20 protein-coding genes are annotated in these 17,624 nt (G+C 30.3%); 8 read left to right on the forward strand and 12 right to left on the reverse strand.

Translation table 11 applies throughout. The features are described 5' to 3' along the window. Positions 1 to 277 precede the first annotated feature (277 nt). From ACWJJ2_RS06495 to ACWJJ2_RS06510, 4 genes are all read right to left on the reverse strand, one after another. Positions 278 to 1,246 (reverse strand): DUF2087 domain-containing protein, encoded by a 969-nt coding sequence (locus ACWJJ2_RS06495; protein WP_462954027.1) that lies wholly within the window; start codon positions 1,244 to 1,246, stop codon positions 278 to 280. Between the two features lie 167 nt (positions 1,247 to 1,413). Further along, positions 1,414 to 2,823 carry a group II intron reverse transcriptase/maturase gene (gene ltrA, locus ACWJJ2_RS06500; protein WP_462952630.1) on the reverse strand — a complete coding sequence of 470 codons (1,410 nt, stop codon included), beginning with the start codon at positions 2,821 to 2,823 and terminating at the stop codon, positions 1,414 to 1,416. Between the two features lie 754 nt (positions 2,824 to 3,577). Then, positions 3,578 to 4,372, reverse strand: a complete 795-nt coding sequence (locus tag ACWJJ2_RS06505) for an ABC transporter permease subunit (protein ID WP_216303635.1) — start codon at positions 4,370 to 4,372, stop codon at positions 3,578 to 3,580. An 18-nt stretch (positions 4,373 to 4,390) separates the two neighbouring features. Further along, on the reverse strand, positions 4,391 to 5,308 hold the full coding sequence (locus ACWJJ2_RS06510) for an ABC transporter ATP-binding protein (protein ID WP_462954321.1): 918 nt from the start codon (positions 5,306 to 5,308) through the stop codon (positions 4,391 to 4,393). Between the two features lie 320 nt (positions 5,309 to 5,628). Here ACWJJ2_RS06510 and ACWJJ2_RS06515 point away from each other — a divergent pair, with 320 nt between their 5' ends. Beyond that, positions 5,629 to 5,919, forward strand: coding sequence for a hypothetical protein (locus ACWJJ2_RS06515; RefSeq protein WP_216303634.1), 291 nt, complete (start codon positions 5,629 to 5,631; stop codon positions 5,917 to 5,919). Positions 5,920 to 6,117: 198 nt separating this feature from the next. On the opposite strand, the gene ACWJJ2_RS06520 is transcribed toward ACWJJ2_RS06515, so the two are convergent. Further along, positions 6,118 to 6,507 (reverse strand): VOC family protein, encoded by a 390-nt coding sequence (locus ACWJJ2_RS06520; protein WP_216303633.1) that lies wholly within the window; start codon positions 6,505 to 6,507, stop codon positions 6,118 to 6,120. A gap of 326 nt (positions 6,508 to 6,833) precedes the next feature. Here ACWJJ2_RS06520 and ACWJJ2_RS06525 point away from each other — a divergent pair, with 326 nt between their 5' ends. Continuing rightward, positions 6,834 to 7,085 carry a kinase to dihydroxyacetone kinase gene (locus ACWJJ2_RS06525; RefSeq protein WP_462954028.1) on the forward strand — a complete coding sequence of 84 codons (252 nt, stop codon included), beginning with the start codon at positions 6,834 to 6,836 and terminating at the stop codon, positions 7,083 to 7,085. A 238-nt stretch (positions 7,086 to 7,323) separates the two neighbouring features. Here ACWJJ2_RS06525 and ACWJJ2_RS06530 read toward each other — a convergent pair whose 3' ends face one another. Continuing rightward, the gene (locus ACWJJ2_RS06530; protein ID WP_220320031.1) at positions 7,324 to 7,845 is read right to left on the reverse strand and encodes a DUF3189 family protein; all 522 of its coding nucleotides are present in this window, start codon (positions 7,843 to 7,845) and stop codon (positions 7,324 to 7,326) included. Positions 7,846 to 8,082: 237 nt separating this feature from the next. Further along, complete coding sequence (locus ACWJJ2_RS06535) at positions 8,083 to 8,838, reverse strand: hypothetical protein (protein ID WP_462954029.1); 756 nt, start codon at positions 8,836 to 8,838, stop codon at positions 8,083 to 8,085. Positions 8,839 to 9,392: 554 nt separating this feature from the next. On the opposite strand from ACWJJ2_RS06535, the gene ACWJJ2_RS06540 reads away from it, so the two are divergent. Next, on the forward strand, positions 9,393 to 9,563 hold the full coding sequence (locus tag ACWJJ2_RS06540; RefSeq protein ID WP_462954030.1) for a hypothetical protein: 171 nt from the start codon (positions 9,393 to 9,395) through the stop codon (positions 9,561 to 9,563). A gap of 198 nt (positions 9,564 to 9,761) precedes the next feature. On the opposite strand, the gene ACWJJ2_RS06545 is transcribed toward ACWJJ2_RS06540, so the two are convergent. Both ACWJJ2_RS06545 and ACWJJ2_RS06550 read right to left on the reverse strand, forming a co-directional pair. Next, positions 9,762 to 10,439: a hypothetical protein gene (locus ACWJJ2_RS06545; protein WP_462954031.1), complete on the reverse strand. Its 678-nt coding sequence runs from the start codon at positions 10,437 to 10,439 to the stop codon at positions 9,762 to 9,764. Further along, the gene (locus ACWJJ2_RS06550; RefSeq protein ID WP_216303628.1) at positions 10,432 to 10,764 is read right to left on the reverse strand and encodes a PadR family transcriptional regulator; all 333 of its coding nucleotides are present in this window, start codon (positions 10,762 to 10,764) and stop codon (positions 10,432 to 10,434) included. The genes ACWJJ2_RS06545 and ACWJJ2_RS06550 overlap by 8 nt, the downstream gene beginning before the upstream one ends. A gap of 333 nt (positions 10,765 to 11,097) precedes the next feature. Between ACWJJ2_RS06550 and ACWJJ2_RS06555 the strand changes: the two genes are divergently transcribed. Continuing rightward, positions 11,098 to 11,649, forward strand: a complete 552-nt coding sequence (locus ACWJJ2_RS06555) for an AAA family ATPase (RefSeq protein WP_462954032.1) — start codon at positions 11,098 to 11,100, stop codon at positions 11,647 to 11,649. Positions 11,650 to 11,953: 304 nt separating this feature from the next. Here ACWJJ2_RS06555 and ACWJJ2_RS06560 read toward each other — a convergent pair whose 3' ends face one another. Both ACWJJ2_RS06560 and ACWJJ2_RS06565 read right to left on the reverse strand, forming a co-directional pair. Next, a complete protein-coding gene (locus ACWJJ2_RS06560; RefSeq protein ID WP_462954033.1) occupies positions 11,954 to 13,651 on the reverse strand; it encodes an ABC transporter ATP-binding protein in 1,698 nt (565 codons plus the stop codon). 19 nt (positions 13,652 to 13,670) lie between these two features. Further along, positions 13,671 to 14,732 (reverse strand): ArsR/SmtB family transcription factor, encoded by a 1,062-nt coding sequence (locus ACWJJ2_RS06565; protein ID WP_462954034.1) that lies wholly within the window; start codon positions 14,730 to 14,732, stop codon positions 13,671 to 13,673. Between the two features lie 275 nt (positions 14,733 to 15,007). Here ACWJJ2_RS06565 and ACWJJ2_RS06570 point away from each other — a divergent pair, with 275 nt between their 5' ends. From ACWJJ2_RS06570 to ACWJJ2_RS06580, 3 genes are read left to right on the forward strand one after another with little or no spacing between them, the layout of a single operon-like run. Next, on the forward strand, positions 15,008 to 15,313 hold the full coding sequence (locus ACWJJ2_RS06570; RefSeq protein WP_165414625.1) for a PadR family transcriptional regulator: 306 nt from the start codon (positions 15,008 to 15,010) through the stop codon (positions 15,311 to 15,313). Next, positions 15,310 to 15,765, forward strand: a complete 456-nt coding sequence (locus ACWJJ2_RS06575; protein ID WP_462954035.1) for a hypothetical protein — start codon at positions 15,310 to 15,312, stop codon at positions 15,763 to 15,765. Before ACWJJ2_RS06570 ends, ACWJJ2_RS06575 begins: the two co-directional genes overlap by 4 nt. Before the next feature lie 8 nt (positions 15,766 to 15,773). Then, a complete protein-coding gene (locus ACWJJ2_RS06580) occupies positions 15,774 to 15,953 on the forward strand; it encodes a hypothetical protein (protein ID WP_165414627.1) in 180 nt (59 codons plus the stop codon). 97 nt (positions 15,954 to 16,050) lie between these two features. On the opposite strand, the gene ACWJJ2_RS06585 is transcribed toward ACWJJ2_RS06580, so the two are convergent. Then, positions 16,051 to 16,521, reverse strand: coding sequence for a recombinase family protein (locus tag ACWJJ2_RS06585; protein ID WP_462954322.1), 471 nt, complete (start codon positions 16,519 to 16,521; stop codon positions 16,051 to 16,053). Between the two features lie 365 nt (positions 16,522 to 16,886). On the opposite strand from ACWJJ2_RS06585, the gene ACWJJ2_RS06590 reads away from it, so the two are divergent. After that, a complete protein-coding gene (locus ACWJJ2_RS06590) occupies positions 16,887 to 17,414 on the forward strand; it encodes a GNAT family N-acetyltransferase (RefSeq protein ID WP_462954036.1) in 528 nt (175 codons plus the stop codon). The last annotated feature ends 210 nt before the right edge of the window (positions 17,415 to 17,624 follow it).

Consider the following 17,624-nt stretch of genomic DNA (forward strand, 5'->3'; position numbering starts at 1 on the left):
TTATGAATGTACGATTTTATATTAAATCGTACATTCGTTTATGACGCAATTTAAGAAAACTCTGTCTTAACAGAGTATTTCATCTCCTTCAATAACAATCATAACAGAATATTGAGTTGAAAACATACCACCAGTTGTACTATATTGAATGTCCTTAATTTTCAATTTATTTAATTACACATTGTCCTGGACTTTTGAACCAGCATAAATGGCGACCTCTACAGTGTTTAATATCTTTTTCTGCTAAAAATACATTTACCGTTTCTGCCCCTAATATTTATTTATATAACTTTAGGTTCTCTCCTTGACTTTCAATCCACATATTTAAAAGATCTTTTAAATCATCAACCTTTTCTTTATCTGTAGATACCTCATTAGGTTTAAGTTTTTCTACAACTTTGAACTCAAAGGCATTCTCTCCGTAAGCAGCCCAATCCTCTTGTAATCTTTTAATTTTAATCCTACCTAAATTTAATTGAAACTTAATTGATTCAAAGGGCTTATATAAATTTGTACATATATTCACATTAGAATATCCATTAACCGTATTATATATTTGAATTATACCCATCTGTATTTCTTGCTGCTTATAGTTGTTTATAATTCCTTTTTTATTTATATTTCTCATGATATTTTCCTCACAATTCTTATAATATTTGCTGCCATCATTGGTTCTGCTCAAGTATCGATGGTCTACCAGGTACCGTCGTATTATTGCATCATCTTCATAAATAGTTTTAATGATTTTCTTTACTTCAGCTTCCGTATATTCTCTATCAGGTTCAAACAAATCAGCAAACCTTGGTAATAATGCTTTCCGCTTCTCTTCTTTAACAGGGAACACACGAAGCTTCGGATTTTTTATTTTTGGCATCTTTTCCTCAGCTAATTCCATAACCGCCAAAAATGCCCGTGCTTGTCTTGCCCTCTCTCTCAATGCAAATCTCATATTTCTTACTGTGGATTCTGCACATGCAAGCTTCATTGCTATTTCTTTGTCACTATATTTATTAGATACCATATCTAAAAACTCTTTTTGAATTTCAGTCAATCCTGTATATTTCTTGTCCAGCATCAGCAGCATTTCAATAGGAGTTCCATGATTTGCAGTATGAATATTTACACTTTCATCATTTTCGCCAATATATTTTCCACATATTAAACAAATAAATTCTGCTTTTTTACCATCCCATACATAACTTCTTTTAAAATCTTCAATAGTTGCACTGCGAATAAACTCATTCATATCTTTCTCCTGTCTATTAATTTCATAGACAGCATAACATTTTTTCTTTATTTTTGTCAACTATAAATTTGTAACAAATAAATCGAGTAGGAGCTAAATAATTAATTTATTTAGCGACCTCTCACACCACCGTGCATACCGTTCGGTACACGGCGGTTCAATAGAAATTAATGTTTTAATAAATATGTCTCAGATATAGAAACTAATCCTATATTTTTAAGGTATTTATTGGTCAATGTTTTGTTTAATATAGGGCTATTGGATGTTCTCCAATAGCCTTTCCTTGTATTTGCATATTGCAAAGCTTTATTGTTTGGTATTCCTAATTTAACAAGGTTCCCATATTTTGTTTTAATCTTTTTCCATTGTTTCCAAAAACACATTCTAATTCTTCGCCTTAACCATTCATCAAGTGTTTTAAGAATACTTTTAATGTCTGCAATAGCAAAATAATTTATCCATCCAACTATCACTTGCTTAAGTTTCATAAACCTATATTTCATGCTCATCGCATTACTTCTTGAAGTTAATTCTTTTAGCTTTGCTTTGAATTTGATTATAGGTTTTTGAGGAACTCTCATTCTGTATTCACCTTTTGCTCGGTAAAATGAAAATCCTAAAAATTTAAGTTTCCAAGGTCTATCTACTGTACTCTTTTCTTTATTCACTCTAAGCTTTAACTTTTCCTCAATAAATCTCGTAATACTCTTCATTACTCTATTTGCTGATTTCTCACTTTTGACGTATATATTCGCATCATCAGCATATCTACAAAAGTTTAGTCCTCGTTTTGTTAGTTCTACATCGAGTTCATGTAACATTACGTTACTTAATAATGGGGACAAAGGCCCGCCTTGAGGTGCTCCTTCTTCTGTATTCATAAATACCCCATTTATCATCACTCCACTTTGTAGATACTTTCGTATCAGAGAAATTACTCTACTATCTTTAATATCTTCCGATAGTATCCTTATTAATTTATCATGATTTATCGTATCAAAGTATTTAGAAAGGTCTATATTCACCGTCCATGTATGTCCAGCATTAATATATCCCCTACATTTTTCAACAGCTTGTTTTCCACTTCTTAAAGGTCTAAAACCGTAACTATTATCAGAAAATTTCTTTTCATATATTGGTATTAGAGTTTGTGATATCGCTTGTTGAATAACTCTATCTAATACAGTAGGTATTCCAAGTAGCCTAATTCCACCGTCAGGTTTTGGTATTTCTACCCTTCTTACGGCTAGAGGTCTATATCTACTTTCTAATAATGATTGCCTTAATTCTTGTCCATGCTCTTTTAGATAATGTAGAAGTTCATCTACTGTCAAACCATCAATCCCATGACTTCCTTTATTGGCTTTTACTCTTTTATATGCTTTATTCATATTATCTCTCGATAATATCTGCTCGAGTAAACCATTATCATATTCATTCACATCGTTTCTTCCTTCTTCTGACATAGAGGAAATACTATGCACTTCTACATTACCTTCGAGTTCCACTCTATTCTCTCGTAGAGAGCCTTCTTTATGAAGTTGTCTGCTTTTATCATATTTTCTCGTATCCTTCAAAATTCCAAACCTCCTATTGTTCAGTCCTTCCCACGCTAACGCGTTTTGCATGGTACTATGACGTCTGCTGACTTCTGATAGTTCAGCCATACATCACTGTATGGGTTGTTATTTCTAAATTCATATCCACAACTTACCTATCAGATCTCCCCGGGTAAGAACGCAATCTTTCACTCCATCTATCTGCTACATTTACACCACTTGTTTCGAATAGTTTTGGGCTTCGTTTTGTATTGCAAACTTACCCACAAGCATATGCCTTATATGTAGTTTCTGTTCGTCAGACCGGAGTTTGGCCGCCAACTTCCTTCAGATTCCATCTCACGATGGACACCCTTGTCTTAAGCTATGCACTTGGCACTATTAACCCGTGCTAGGGACTTTCACCCATTAGATTGCGCCCATGCCGGGCGCACAATAAAAGGAGAACCCACATCATCAGAGGATTCTCCTTCTTTATTACTTCTCAAATATCTGTATATATTTCATCTAAAGTGAATTTCTACGTCTTTATTATTTTAATGGCTATCTCATTTATGATTATTGAAATACACTCTATATCTGCAATTTATTTAGATGATAATTTCATTATTTAAATTAAGCTATATCAATGCTTTCACAGAAAGCCTGTGTCATTTGTAATACGATTTATCCTATCTAATTCTAATCTTTCCAATATGCACTTAAGTCGTTAGATTAAATGGATAACAAAAGCAAGTGATAGTGGGAATGTAAATAGAACAATACCCTATATTTAAATCAGCTTCTCAGGAATAAATTTAGAAGAAATTCTCTTTATTAATATATAATCAATTATCAGGAGAACACCACCCGCTGTAAACATAATAAGGTTATTGAGCATAATTACACCTGTCATTTGACCTACCAATAGAATAATTACAGGAAGAACAAGAATGCCGCTTACCTGCTGTGCTTCCTGAAAGGTTTTTGACTTTGCTGATACCATTACAGTGAAGGTTAAGGATAACAAATTAATAGCAGGTGAAATCCAAAGTATTATAATGAGCCATTTTATATCCGGAAAAATAAGTCCTCCAAAATATATGAATCCACCTATATTGATTATTATGCCAAAAGCTATAAATGAAAGCAGGGTTATAATATAGGATGGTATAAAAACGCCTAAAATCTTTGCCCTTAGCAGTTGTTCCATGGATATTGGTGTATAAAGTAGTGTCTCCATTGTCTTATGTTCTTTTTCGCCTACTAAACTGCTGGCTCCAATAATCCCTGAACACATTATGGGAATTATAAGAAAGTATGATGGAAACATATAATTTATAGCAATTTTTATTACAAGTTGTGCAGGACTATATGCCTTATATTCAGAAGGTAGCTTTTTAAGAAGAGAGCCGAACCCTCTTAAGACATCTGAAGCATTCCCGATATAATTGACACCGATAATTAACGCCAAAGGTATAAGTACGGTGAGAACAATGGGTACAATAGCCATTGGCACAATTACCCGCTTTGAACTTGTTATCTCATTTAAATCTTTTTTAATTAATACTTTTTCATTTCTATTCATATTAATCCACCCCCATTATTACAATGTTACACCGTCGGCTGTGCCTTTTATATACATAAAATACAGCTGCTCCAGGGACCATTTCTGTTGCAGCACCTCATAAATTTCTCCGCCGTTTGCTATTATATTATGTATAATAGCATTCACTTCGGCGTCCCCTGAAATAGATTTACTATATAGATTATGATCTTCATGAATAAGTCCAAATTTCTCTGAAATATTTTTTCCCCTGATTTTTAATTGAAGACTTGCATTTTTCTTTGACGCGAGTTCATCAAAAGTACCGAATCCAAGAATATTACCATCATTTATAAAGCCATACAATGTGCAAATATTTTCAGCGTATTTTAACTGATGAGTGCAAAGAAAGATTGTAACTTCATTTTCTTCTGCAAGTTCTTTTATAAGTTTTGAGACATTAAGTGCATTTTCTGGGTCCAAGCCAGAAGTAGGCTCATCAAGAAATAAAATTTGAGGATTGTGAATAATAGCTATAGCTAGAGAAACTCTCTTCCTCATCCCTGTACTTAAAGCTTTAACCTTCTTATTTCTTATATCTAGTAATTCCAGCCTTTTTAAAATGAAATCTATGCGTTCCTTCAGCAGCTTTTCTTCCATACCATGCATTCTTCCAAAGAATTTTAGATTTTCCTCAGCCGTAAGATTTTCATAGCAGGAAGAACTTTCGGTCATAACTCCACATAATCTATGGAGTTCAAGATTATGTTCATTCACAGGCTTTCCTAAAATTTCAGCATGACCTGAGGTTGATGAAAGAATTCCATTGAGAATTCTAACAGTAGTAGTTTTTCCCGAGCCGTTAGGACCAAGAAATCCAAATATTTCACCCTTGGGTATGCGCAGACTTATATTGTTTATTGCATTAGTCTTTCCATCATAAGATTTTTTAAGATTCGATATATTTATTGCATTCATTTTTTTCACCTCACAATTATTAAACGTACACTGGGACAAAAAGTTCAAAAAATTTACTGCAAGCATAAAATTTTCACTTGAGATAATTTTCCCAATAAAATCATTTACAATATCTAGCATTACATCTGAATTTATAATCCACTTCTCTCCTTTGGTTTTTCCCATCCGTGGTAAATAATATATATTCTTTTATATCCATCTCTATTATATGAATGTAATTGTGTATAAATATGGATAATATGTTATAATTTATATGGGATTAGGTTGAAGTTGTAACATTAGACCGTGTAACTTTTAAATAAAGAAAGGAGAAGATTTCTATGAGTCCTTTAGAAACAAAGAATTTATACAGAATTGAAATTACAGAAAGATGTTACTGCACACTGATTGGCGCGACAGGTAATGCAATGCCATCATTTGAATCAGTTGAGAAAAATGGCAATTATGGTTCAATCCCTATTGGAGTTAAAGGATGGGTGGTAGAAAAGTTTGGGATGAAATATTTTAGACCAGATGAAAACCAAGGGGGAATAGATTTGTTTACACCTGCAAATCAGCCAATCGTTCTAATTCCGTATTATAAAATAAGTGGCCATTATAAAAGGATATAGAAACCGAATAATTTTCTTATAAAACGTCACAACTAATAAAACCGAATAATATTTAAAAATACTGTAAAATTCAAATGAATTTTACAGTATTTTTACGTCGTCTTTTTATACTGTTGCGACGCAAATCATTTATTTAATTATACTATTATTACCGTTCGTGGTTGTTGGACAATAACATAATAATGTTAAATATCAGCCTTATTCTGTTATCTCTATTCGATTTCCATCATGGTCTAAAATGCAACTCTCATAGTAACCATCTCCAGTATAACGTGGCTCACTTACTACCATGTAACCTGATTTTCTTAATGTATCAGTAAGTCTATTAACCTTTTCGACACTCCCTACAGAAAAAGCAATATGAATTAAGCCAATATATTGACTAATAGCATCATTTAAATTGGAAGGAATTGTCGTCATCTGCATAATTTCAAGTCTAGCACCTGATTCAAATTTAATAAAATATGATTCGAAATGTTTTTTTATATTAGTATATTTATCACCAGCAATGCCATCAAAATAATCCACATAAAATTTCTTTAATTTTTCAATATCTTTAGTCCATATAGCTACATGTTCGATTTTCATATTAACACATCCTTAATCCTATATTTTAGACAAACCGCCCTTGCGGGGTTCCAGAATGTGTATTATTTAATGAATTATTATCAACATATTCTTCTTCCAACCATTTGTATATAGTAGTAATTATAGCATGAATATATTTATAATATACAAGGAAAAGGCAATTAATATATAAACCTACATAAAAACATTATGTCGTGAAAGATCCGTATTACGTAGCAACTGATAAAAGATGTTCTTTGAAAATTAAATAGTGTGATATTTAAAAAATATGTTATAATTAACCAAAATACAAATCAGAATTTGTAAAACGGAAAAGGAGAATAATTATGCTTGAATACAGATTTGATACGCAGTTATTAATTGAAGGAGAAAATCTTTCAGAAGATAGAATAAACGAGTATATTACTAAAAACATTGAAGGCGATTGCTTACTTGCGGTTGGTGATGAGGAACTGATTAAAATTCATTTTCACACAAATACTCCATGGAAAGTACTTGAGTATTGTGCTTCATTAGGTGATATTTATGATATTGTTATAGAAAATATGGAACGACAGACAAACGGTCTTAAAGGTTAAACGATAAATATAAATTCCAATTTATAAGTGAGGTATAACCACTAAAGTTGTATCATGTTATTATCCGAAAAAATTTAATACTAAATTAGGATATCGCACTATTCTGAAAATGGATTTGCGATATTTTTTTGTTCTCAATATTCATAAAGTTTGATATATCCCCATTAATTACTTTCCCGTTTTGAAATAAAAAGTTACATCAGCTTTTAGTTGATGTAACCCGTATAATAGTTAAAAATCATTTTTTCTTAAATTCCTTATTATCTAAAATAATAACCCCTGACTTATCTTCCTTTGCTGCCTTTGCTGCCTCCTTTGTGTGATTTACAAGTTTTATAACGTCCTGGTATGATTGTTTTGCTCCCTTTACAAGCAAGGGCACTCCTATAAAATCAATTTTTAGCCATCTAGAAAATAATCCACCAAAGGTCATTGGTAATGGAACAGTTGGTGACGTATTGGAAAATATAATTTTTTCATTTAATAGATTTTGTTTATGAAGCATAGATGCTAAATTATATAATCCAGGAATTAAAACCTTTGAACGTCCCCTACCTACAACATAGACTTTGTTACCATCCTCATCACTTCCATAATAAAAAAGTTCTCCACGATTTCCATATACTAACTTATTAAAGTTAGGTAATTCCAATATTTCATCCTTAGTCGGTTCTCGGGTTTCATCTAGCATTTTTAAGTGATAAGCGATTGCTAAAATAGATGAGTGGGTTCCTCCATAACAATTATATATGTATATCATTTAAATCACCTTATTTCTTATTTTTTAGCTTTGTTTTATAATTGTAGTATATGCATTAAACATTGATATTAACCATTGATATTAAACATTCTTTGAACACACTTTCTCTAATGACTTAAATGTTTCTACAATTCTTTATACATAAAATAAATATAATATATTGCAACGAAAAAAAGGTAGCTCTTACAGACTCTAAAAGTAATTGTCGGAATGGAAATAAAGTTTAATCTAGCCACACTAATATCTTAATAATTTCATTGATCTATGTGCACTTCCATCAGCATTAACAATATCATCATCTGTAAGACCTGCCTCAACTGCAATATTATAAGCTTTACCAAAATACCCTACATCCTCCGATTTGTGTGCATCACTTCCCAATGAAAATTTAACACCCATATTCTTTAACTTTTTTATTGTTTCAATATCCATATTCTTATGACTTCTGTTAATTTCCAAAGCAGTATTTCTTTCAACAGCAACCTTTCCAATTTCGATAATATCTGGATTAACATGCTCTAAAGGATGATTTAATATTGCAATTTCATATTTTTTAATGGCATTAATCGCAGCTTCTGTATAATTCCTCAATAAAAATGGATTTTGCACTGCTCCAGGATGATAACCCACACAAATTATATCCAGGTAATCAATTACTTCATCTTTAATATCTATATCACCTTTTTTAGTAACAATATTACATTCTACGCCAAGAAGAATCTTAAAGTCATTCGCCTTCAATAATGAACTCTTATTAATATCATCAATTGATTTGCGTAATTTTTCATATTGATTTAGTTTCATCCCGAAGGTAATATGTTTATAACCATGGTCTGTTATAGCAATTTCTTTTAATCCTCTTTTTATTCCAGCTTTAACATTTGATTCAATACTTCCTTTTGCATGTTCTCCCAAAATAATATTAAATAAGGGAATATGTCCCTTTGCAATATTAGTATGAGTATGATAGTCTGCAATAATCTTAAAACTCATTTTATCTCCTCCATGGTTTAATATCTTTTAATTAGCCGCTTCATTATCAAATTGAAAAGCTTCTTGTATCCACATATGTAATTTCCCTATGGCATGTTTATCATCCAGTTTTAGTTTGCCCATATTACTGGATAATACTTACCTCAATTTTGTTAATTATGCGATAAAAGCTATCACCTTAAGTATATACTTAAATGACGATAGCTACGAAAATTGCTCAATTTCTGAAACGAGCTATTGAACGTTGCGGCGTTATCTCTACTATGGGGATTCAATCTTTCTCCTCTTTCTGAAATTAGCTTTAACATTAAGACTATTAACTTTAATTTTCACAATTGTATCTATATTCCTTCTTATTTTTGATTATCTTCTAAAAATAGACGTACTTTCCCCCTCCCCTAAATAAAGATTTCACGACATTAACTATTATTACATTTACAACAAGTGTTCATTATGAATATAATATTGAAAGCTCATTTGTATAATGTTGCATATAAGAATATACTAGAAGTAATAGTAATAATTTAAATCAAAATAAATAGGAGGTAGTTTACATGAAAAACAAAAAATTTTTGAATATATTTCTTCTTTGTTTAGGAGGAGGATTTAGTATATTAGGAAATAAATTTGGTATATTATATACAATACTTTCATCTTTATCATTTATTGCATGGGCTACACTTTTTCTCAATAAAAGAAAAAGTTCTTATACTTCTTTAAAATAGAGTAGTAAAGCATAGAATAAAAATCAGCTATATTAATTTATAGGTGATTTCTTTTGTTTTTTTATATTTAATAACTAAGCTATTAATATTCTGAAAGTAACTCAACACCAATTGAGTTACTTTCAGATTGAGGCTATTACCCTTTTCGCGTTTTGCGGTTACTACCTCTTATATTTTAAATCTTAAATTTTAAAGTCTTTATTTTTCTGATGCATAATTGCCTATAAAATATAAAGCAAACCCAATAATAAGAACTATAATTATATTTAATCTAAATAATAATATATCACCTACAAACATAAAAAAAGCAACCATTGTACAAATTACTATCATACTAAATATCCAATCTTTAAAAAAAACTTTTAGTTTACCACGTTTGGTATTTTCTTTAAAACAGCTACTTCTAAAATAAGTCATAAAAATAATTACCACAGGACCTACAATCAAAAGTTGAGAAATTAATCCTAAATTGACATTTAAATAAAATGATAAATTTTTAGTCCCATTTATTATAAATGCAGTGAAATTTTGCGTAATAAAAGTAATAAATGAAATTATTACTATGATCATTCCTGCATACATAATATATTCACTACAACGTGAAATGTAATTATAGCTTGATTTATAAGTGCTTACTACTTCTTCACAGTAATTCTTAATATCAGATGTTCCCAACATATATTCAATACTCACACCTTGATGCTCTGCATTTAAAAAACTGTCTAATATCTGTTGGAGAAATTCTTCTGCATCCCTTGTTTTTAAATTTGATGTTCTTATATAGAGTACCATGTCATCAAATATTTTTTTATTTTCTAGAGATAAGTTTTTAGCTGATTTATTTAATTGTTTTATTAATGCACTTGTTTTAATCATTTAAATCATCCCCTAATATCTTATTAACTGATTTAGAAATTTTATCCCAGGAGCTACAAAAATCTAAAAATTCCTGTTCTCCTAATTTAGTAAGAGAATAGTATTTTCGTTTTGGTCCCAGCGGTGAGTCCCGACTTATTGAGGACAATAAACCATTTTTTTCTAACCTGATTAGCAACGGATATAAAGTTCCTTCAGATAAGTCATCAAAACCACTAATTTTTAATGAACTATATAATTCATATCCATAGGTTTCTTTTTTTAAAATTATTTTTAATATACACCCTTCTAAAATTCCTTTTAATAATTGAGAAGAATTTGCCATTTATATCACCTACCATGTAATGTAACTTAGTAACTTAGTGACTATATTGTATAGCAACTATGTTGCTATGTCAAGTACATAAATTATAGTTATGTACTTGACACAATAGTAATTGAGTTACTTTCACTTTGAGTCTATAGGCTAGATGTGCATATATAACAAATGCCGTGAAATTTTTATTTCACGGCATTTTATTTTTTTGATCCCTAATATATAAAATCTTTTTATTTTATATATTATTCGAAGTTAAAATAGGATAATTAACCATATATTTATGTTGCAACCGTAAAATATTGCGAAGTAATATTTATATTTGAGAAAAGAGGTGTTGTTTTGAAATTAGTATTTTTAATTGGAGATACTGCTGTCGGTAAAATGACAGTTGGACAGGAACTGGCCAAAATTACGGATTTTCGGTTATTCCATAATCATATACTTATTGAACCTGTAATAGAGACATTTGGATATTTTTACGGAAAAGCAATAACACGAATGAGGGATGTTATTTTTGAGGAATTTGCGAATTCTGACTGTTACGGATTAATTTTCACATATATGTGGGCATTTGACCAGCAATCCGATTGGAATTATGTAGAACATGTCTGTGACATTTTTAGAAAACAAGGTGCAGATATATATTATGTGGAACTTGTTGCACCTCAATCTATAAGACTACAAAGGAATGCTACTGAAAATCGTTTGAAGCACAAAGCAACAAAAAGAGATGTTGAAATGTCAACCCAAAGACTCATTAATGATGACAACAACTATCGTTGTGTCAGCAATGATGGCGAAATTCCATTTGAAAATTATATAAAAATCGACAATTCCAATCTTCCAGCAGAAATGGTTGCAAAGATGATAAAAGAACGATTTGACTTATAATATATTAGAATACAAATATTAGTTATACATCGCAACAGGAAGACATATTACGAATTAAAAAAAGTGGTGGAATAAAACGAACTGGATTGGTATGCTACCAGTTTTAATGGGAGTAATTTATTACCTATATATATGAGAAGTGCAGGTAAATAGCTATAGTACAAAGATTTATCTTATGTACTATACCTATTTATCATCACTCTTATGAAAAAGAAAAAAGGCATTGCTGCCGTTTGTGGCTGTTGGACAATAACCTTTTTTCCTGAACTTTCGTCCTACTGGCATTCGCTTTCTCCACATACTTTCACTTGTCATCTTCCTTTGTAACATTATAAAGACTAAAAAAGTATCCTTTTTTCTGTGTTAATTCATCAAAACTACCTATCTCCTCTATCCTTCCATTGTTGACTACTATTATCCCATCATACATTCTGAGTACTTCATCAACAAGTTTGTGTGTAACTACCATACACGTCAATTCATTAATACCTAAAATTGATTTTTCTATATTATAAGCTGTCTCATTATCAAGTGATGATGTTGCTTCGTCAAGTACAAGGATTGGAGTGTTTTTAATCAATGCCCTAGCAATAGCCACCCTCTTCTTTTCTCCACCTGATAGATTACAACCATTTTCACCAACATTACTATCGAGTCCACCAGAAAGTCTACCTACTAATTCTTCAAGTCCTGAAAGCTTTACCGCCCTTTTAATATCCCCCTCACCATATTCCTTAAATAACGCAATATTTTCTCCTATACTATTATCAAACATAAATACATTTTGATGTATTACCGTAATCAACTTATACAAATCACTAACTTTAATCTCTCTATTATCAACTCCATCAATTTTTATAGCTCCCTCAAAATTCTCATAATACCTTAAAAACAATTTGATTATAGTAGATTTACCGCTTCCACTTCCCCCAACAATTGCATATTTACTACCTTTTTTAATATTCAAAGATACACGATCTAGCGCCTTCCGTTCTTCACTGTAGCAGAAATTTACATTTTCAAAGGTTATTCCCCTTTCAAAACTTAACTTATCAATCCCACTATCGCGATTTTGATTTTCACCTACAAATTTCACTAGCTTCTCACCGATTAATTTAACTGCTTTAACCTTGTTTAATCTTGTTGACACTGCAACAAGCGGCCCAACTATATTATTCATCAATTGAACTGTAGCAATCATTGCACCCACTGTTAACTCACCCTTAATAACAAAATAAGTTCCCAGTCCCATTGCTGTAAAAAACATTAAAAATCCACCTATTTCAGATAAACCATCAACAAAAGCACTAAGCAGTAAATACTTATATTTTGAATTTTCAACCCTATAATTTGATATTTTATATTCATCTTGAATTTTGTCCTCAATATTAAAACTTTTTATCACTTCAAATCCTGAAAACATATCCTTAACCTTTGTTGTAAATATACCTAGGTTATCAGAATATATATTTTTGCTTTTTCCTAATTTTTTTCCAAACGCCATAGGAATTATAATAGTAACTGCCCCAACAACAAAAACACCAATTGTAATATAAACATTCATTTTTATTATAGCAAAAGTAGCAATTCCAAAGGATATAGCGTTATAAATAATCTGAAGAATGTTTATAAAATAATCCTGCTCAACAATATTAATATCATTTGTAATCAAAGAAATATATTTCGCACTATTTTCTTCATTAAAGCTTTTTAAATTTTGCCCAAGTATTTTACTAAATACATCGTTTTTTAATGATACCAACGTTTTCTTAATATACAAAGCTTCCAAAAACTTTCTTGTATAACCTATAGCAAATGTTGCTACCACATAACATAGAGAAAATACCAAAGCTGTCTTTAATTCACTCACCGTACCCTTTGTTCCTATATCAACAATTGATTTTAATATAAAAGCAAGATACACATTTGCTACTGCGGTAAGTGCAATAATAAAAACATTTACAGAAAGTAGACCCTTAAATCTGAAAAAATACCTCTTCATTTTATTACCCCCCGACTATTTACAATTTAAATGTTTTCTTCAAAAACTCAATAGACTCTCTTAAAGTATCCTTATTAACAACATAATAAGTCTTTTGCGCTCTTTTTTCAGATTTAACTAATTTTACACTTGCCAAATAATTCATATGATACGACACTGTGGCCATGGAAATCCCATATTTATTAGCTATTTCCTGACTATAGACTTCTCCATCCATAAGATAATTTAGTATATTAAACCTTGTTTTATCACACAAATTTTTGAATATGTTGATATTTTTTTCAAATTCATTTTCTCCAATTAATCGTTTTGTTGTTGCTTCAAAATCCCTCCCCAAGAACATATACAATTTTTTATCTGATTCATGAAAAGCACAACTTATTGAATTAAAAAAAATAGTATTAACGTTTATTTCCTCATAATCATCAAATTTTAAAAATACATCCTTGAAGTTTCCAAGTATTTTCTCTAAAAATTTAATTCCGTCGTTATTTATATTTTCTTCAACATAATTATTAAATACTTGTATTGATTTTTCATATTTCTCCATGGTCTGTTCATATTGAGAGATATATCCCTCAATAAACTGCATAAATTCTCTTACCCATTTGTCACTATTATTAATAAGTTTTAGTAGCTTCCACTTCATGTTATCATCCACTTTTAAAGATTCTATTAAGTCTAATATTTTGATATCACTTTGCAGTATCTCATTAATCTTTTCCTTAGAAGCAGCATCCTCCTTGAATTCTCCCATAGATTTAATCGCTTCATATTTAATTTGCTGACCATTCAACTTTCTTATAAAATTTATAAGTTCCTCCTTATCAGAGCAGCCCCATATATCTGAGTTCTTATCTATTGGATAATTTAATGGTGACTCTTCTTTAAAATATACCTCTAAAAGCTCAATATTTTTATTAACTATCTTAGATAGTGCTTTTACGGCTCTTTCTACATCTTTGTTGACCTCTGCTTCAAACTTTGAATGCATCTCCCTGTGGCAATCATTCAATACCCAGGATATACTATCAAACAAATCAAGTAATACACCTTGCCTTTTATCAAAAATTATCTTCATTTTATCCCCTCATTCTTCATATTTGTATCTAAGCATTACTTAGAATGTCATCTAAATACATTTTAGACAATTCTCTATATAATGTCAATATAATTTCGATATATATTTGAATGTAATTTATATATCCATCTAATTCTAAATAGAGCCGAAATTAATGTAATCACACGGTTACTACATATTAATATTGACAAATAGGTTTTTGCAGTTTACTATTACGTTATGTGATATACCATGCAACATAATAAGTTATAGGAGATGAACAAGAACAAAGAATAATGAGCTCAATTGAACGATTTTCAGAACCTACATTATTTATTTTAATTAGTTTAGCAGAGAGTAACAAACATGGTTATGCGATCATGGAAGATATCGAAATTTCATACAATATTAAAATTGGACCAGGTACATTATATGGTGCTATTAGTCGTATTGAAAAACTAAAGTTCATTGAGAGTGTTCCCTCAAAAGACAGGAGAAAACCTTATCAAATTACTCCTGAAGGCAGAGAATATTTACAAGGAAAATTGAGAGAAATGGAGAATGTTACAAACTTAGGTTTTAAGAGGTTGGGTATGATATGAAATGGGTTATTTATCTATATCCTAAAAAGTGGAGAGAACGTTATGAAGATGAGTTTTTATATATTTTAGAGAAAAGGAAGCTCTCTTTCAAAGAAATAATTGATGTCTTTGTTAATGCAATGGATGCACGACTTTTAAATTTAGTGGAGGTGATTATAAGTATGGGTAATAATATAAGTGATATCATGCTTAAATCTGTTTTTAAGCGTTCATTAATAATTGGTTCAATAGTTTTATTAGGGGTGATCAGTGGATATTGGGTTGGCGAAAGAACTCCTTCTTTTTTTGAATTATCTCCTAAAATGATTCTCCTAATTGGAGTTGGCTTAGGGACTTTTGTAGGTTATGTAGCTGGAGTGGTAAGAGGAATCATGCGTGTCATAAAAGTAACGCAAAAAGAAGATGTGTTCTTACCAACTGGCAAATTAAAGTTTGATAAAATAGAAAGGTGATGGCGAATTTGAAACAAATAAGGATATTTAATAATACCAATAAATTTTGTTTAGTAACAGAAGTAAATGATTTTATCAAAAATAATAAAGTGAAAATTAATGACATTCAATATAGCTCAAATGGGGGCAGTCTTATGTTTTCAACTCAATATTCTGTTATGATTATTATTGAAGAAGATGACTTATAAAGTTAAGACAGATTTTGAAAGTGTTGCGTTTTTAATCTTGCTGAGGATTACCGTATTTTTTACAAGTAAAGTAATCTAGTGCGGTAGATAAATAAATTTAAAATACAGGCCATAAGCTATAAAGAGATCCCCCTGAAGTTATATCTAAAAAATAACCATCATATCCAAGATATTGAGAATGTTTATATGTCATATAATTTATTATAATACCCAACATAAAGATTAATTTAGTATAATGTTTTCTACTTTTATTAATTTTATTAAGACAATATAATGTATACGTAAGAAGTAAAAAATGAATGATTGTTTTTGTATCAATATTCTCTTTAAGACTAACAAGTTCTACACCTTTAATTTTTAGTTGTTCAACAATATTAAGTAAATCCTTGGTGCTTCTTTCGAGTCTACTTATACTTTCTATATAAAGAGTATCACCATCCCTAACGTACTCCATCATTTTTTTATACCCTGCTCTTTCAGCATCTTTGCCACTAACTTTTTCAATAAAATATCTATTAATTTTAAATTCACACAGTGCTATTTCTTGTCTATCTGTATGCTGTTCAATTGATGAAACTCATATGTATGCAATATTTTACATATAAATAACCTCTTTCTAAGACAATATTTATTAAAATAATACAGGATATGTTTGAAAATATCAATTGTTTAATATGAACGTTCAAAAATGCAAAAGCTAAATATATTGAACGCTCTATATACTGTTTAAAAAGGTACACCTTTACGGAGAGCAATTCGTTTTAACATCAAACTATAGTTTCTATTTAAATTATGAAATGTATACAGATAGGCTGTATTGGTTTGTAAAAATAGTATTTAATGGTATTATATTTCTAGTGATTAAGTCGCAACTGTAGGAAATTGCGAATTATAGATTATTCATATATAACATAGTGAAAGGGGTATATAGGTATGAAAACACCCACATTAGAAACGGATAGATTAATATTACGGCCATTTTGTATGGAAGATGCACAGGAAGTATTTGAGTGTTGGGAAAGTGATCCTGAGGTAGCAAAATATATGTTTTGGACCAGTCATAATGATATAAACAAAACTGTTAACTGGGTGAAAAAAGAATTAAGCAAAATAGATTCTGATGATTGGTACAGATGGGCAATTTTATCGAAGGAAACGGGAAATTTGCTTGGAATTGGATTAATTTATGTTGAAGAAGAGTATGGGAAATTTGAAATGGCTTATAATTTTGGCAAAAAAGCGTGGGGATTTGGGTACACAACAGAAGCAATGCAGGAAGTTATAAAAGTTGCCAAGGAAGAACTGGGGATAAAAGAAATAATGGGAAGACATGCAAAAGAAAATCACATTTCCGGAAAAATATTGAAAAAGTTGGGATTTGCATATATTAAGGACATACCATATGAATGTAATAGGGGGGAAAATATCTATGAGGGCAAAGAGTACATTTTGAAGTTATAGAAAATGAGAATGATATGAAGTTGAGTTAATTCGGTATTTTCTTATATTGTTCAACAACCCAAAAGGCAGCATGCCTTTTTTCTTTTTCTTAAGATTGATGATAAACAGGTATTTAAAATCCATTTTTTTACACGCTTATAGCCGTTTTTGGTTCCGTTACTACCTGTACCCCTCTTACTACTAGATAAAAGGCAAACAATATAATTTTCG

It is taken from the genome of Clostridium sp. CM039 (assembly GCF_055081075.1).

Bases quoted from the DNA above. Each gene is read 5' to 3' on its own strand.
- ACWJJ2_RS06510 (WP_462954321.1), bottom strand. From the start codon at position 5,308: ATGAATGCAATAAATATATCGAATCTTAAAAAATCTTATGATGGAAAG.
- ACWJJ2_RS06575 (WP_462954035.1), top strand. From the start codon at position 15,310: ATGAAATGGGTTATTTATCTATATCCTAAAAAGTGGAGAGAACGTTAT.
- ACWJJ2_RS06505 (WP_216303635.1), bottom strand. From the start codon at position 4,372: ATGAATAGAAATGAAAAAGTATTAATTAAAAAAGATTTAAATGAGATA.
- ACWJJ2_RS06560 (WP_462954033.1), bottom strand. From the start codon at position 13,651: ATGAAGAGGTATTTTTTCAGATTTAAGGGTCTACTTTCTGTAAATGTT.
- ACWJJ2_RS06530 (WP_220320031.1), bottom strand. From the start codon at position 7,845: ATGATATACATATATAATTGTTATGGAGGAACCCACTCATCTATTTTA.
- ACWJJ2_RS06565 (WP_462954034.1), bottom strand. From the start codon at position 14,732: ATGAAGATAATTTTTGATAAAAGGCAAGGTGTATTACTTGATTTGTTT.
- ACWJJ2_RS06525 (WP_462954028.1), top strand. From the start codon at position 6,834: ATGCTTGAATACAGATTTGATACGCAGTTATTAATTGAAGGAGAAAAT.
- ACWJJ2_RS06495 (WP_462954027.1), bottom strand. From the start codon at position 1,246: ATGAATGAGTTTATTCGCAGTGCAACTATTGAAGATTTTAAAAGAAGT.
- ACWJJ2_RS06590 (WP_462954036.1), top strand. From the start codon at position 16,887: ATGAAAACACCCACATTAGAAACGGATAGATTAATATTACGGCCATTT.
- ACWJJ2_RS06550 (WP_216303628.1), bottom strand. From the start codon at position 10,764: ATGGCAAATTCTTCTCAATTATTAAAAGGAATTTTAGAAGGGTGTATA.
- ACWJJ2_RS06515 (WP_216303634.1), top strand. From the start codon at position 5,629: ATGAGTCCTTTAGAAACAAAGAATTTATACAGAATTGAAATTACAGAA.
- ACWJJ2_RS06520 (WP_216303633.1), bottom strand. From the start codon at position 6,507: ATGAAAATCGAACATGTAGCTATATGGACTAAAGATATTGAAAAATTA.
- ACWJJ2_RS06570 (WP_165414625.1), top strand. From the start codon at position 15,008: ATGAGCTCAATTGAACGATTTTCAGAACCTACATTATTTATTTTAATT.
- ACWJJ2_RS06540 (WP_462954030.1), top strand. From the start codon at position 9,393: ATGAAAAACAAAAAATTTTTGAATATATTTCTTCTTTGTTTAGGAGGA.
- ACWJJ2_RS06535 (WP_462954029.1), bottom strand. From the start codon at position 8,838: ATGAGTTTTAAGATTATTGCAGACTATCATACTCATACTAATATTGCA.
- ACWJJ2_RS06545 (WP_462954031.1), bottom strand. From the start codon at position 10,439: ATGATTAAAACAAGTGCATTAATAAAACAATTAAATAAATCAGCTAAA.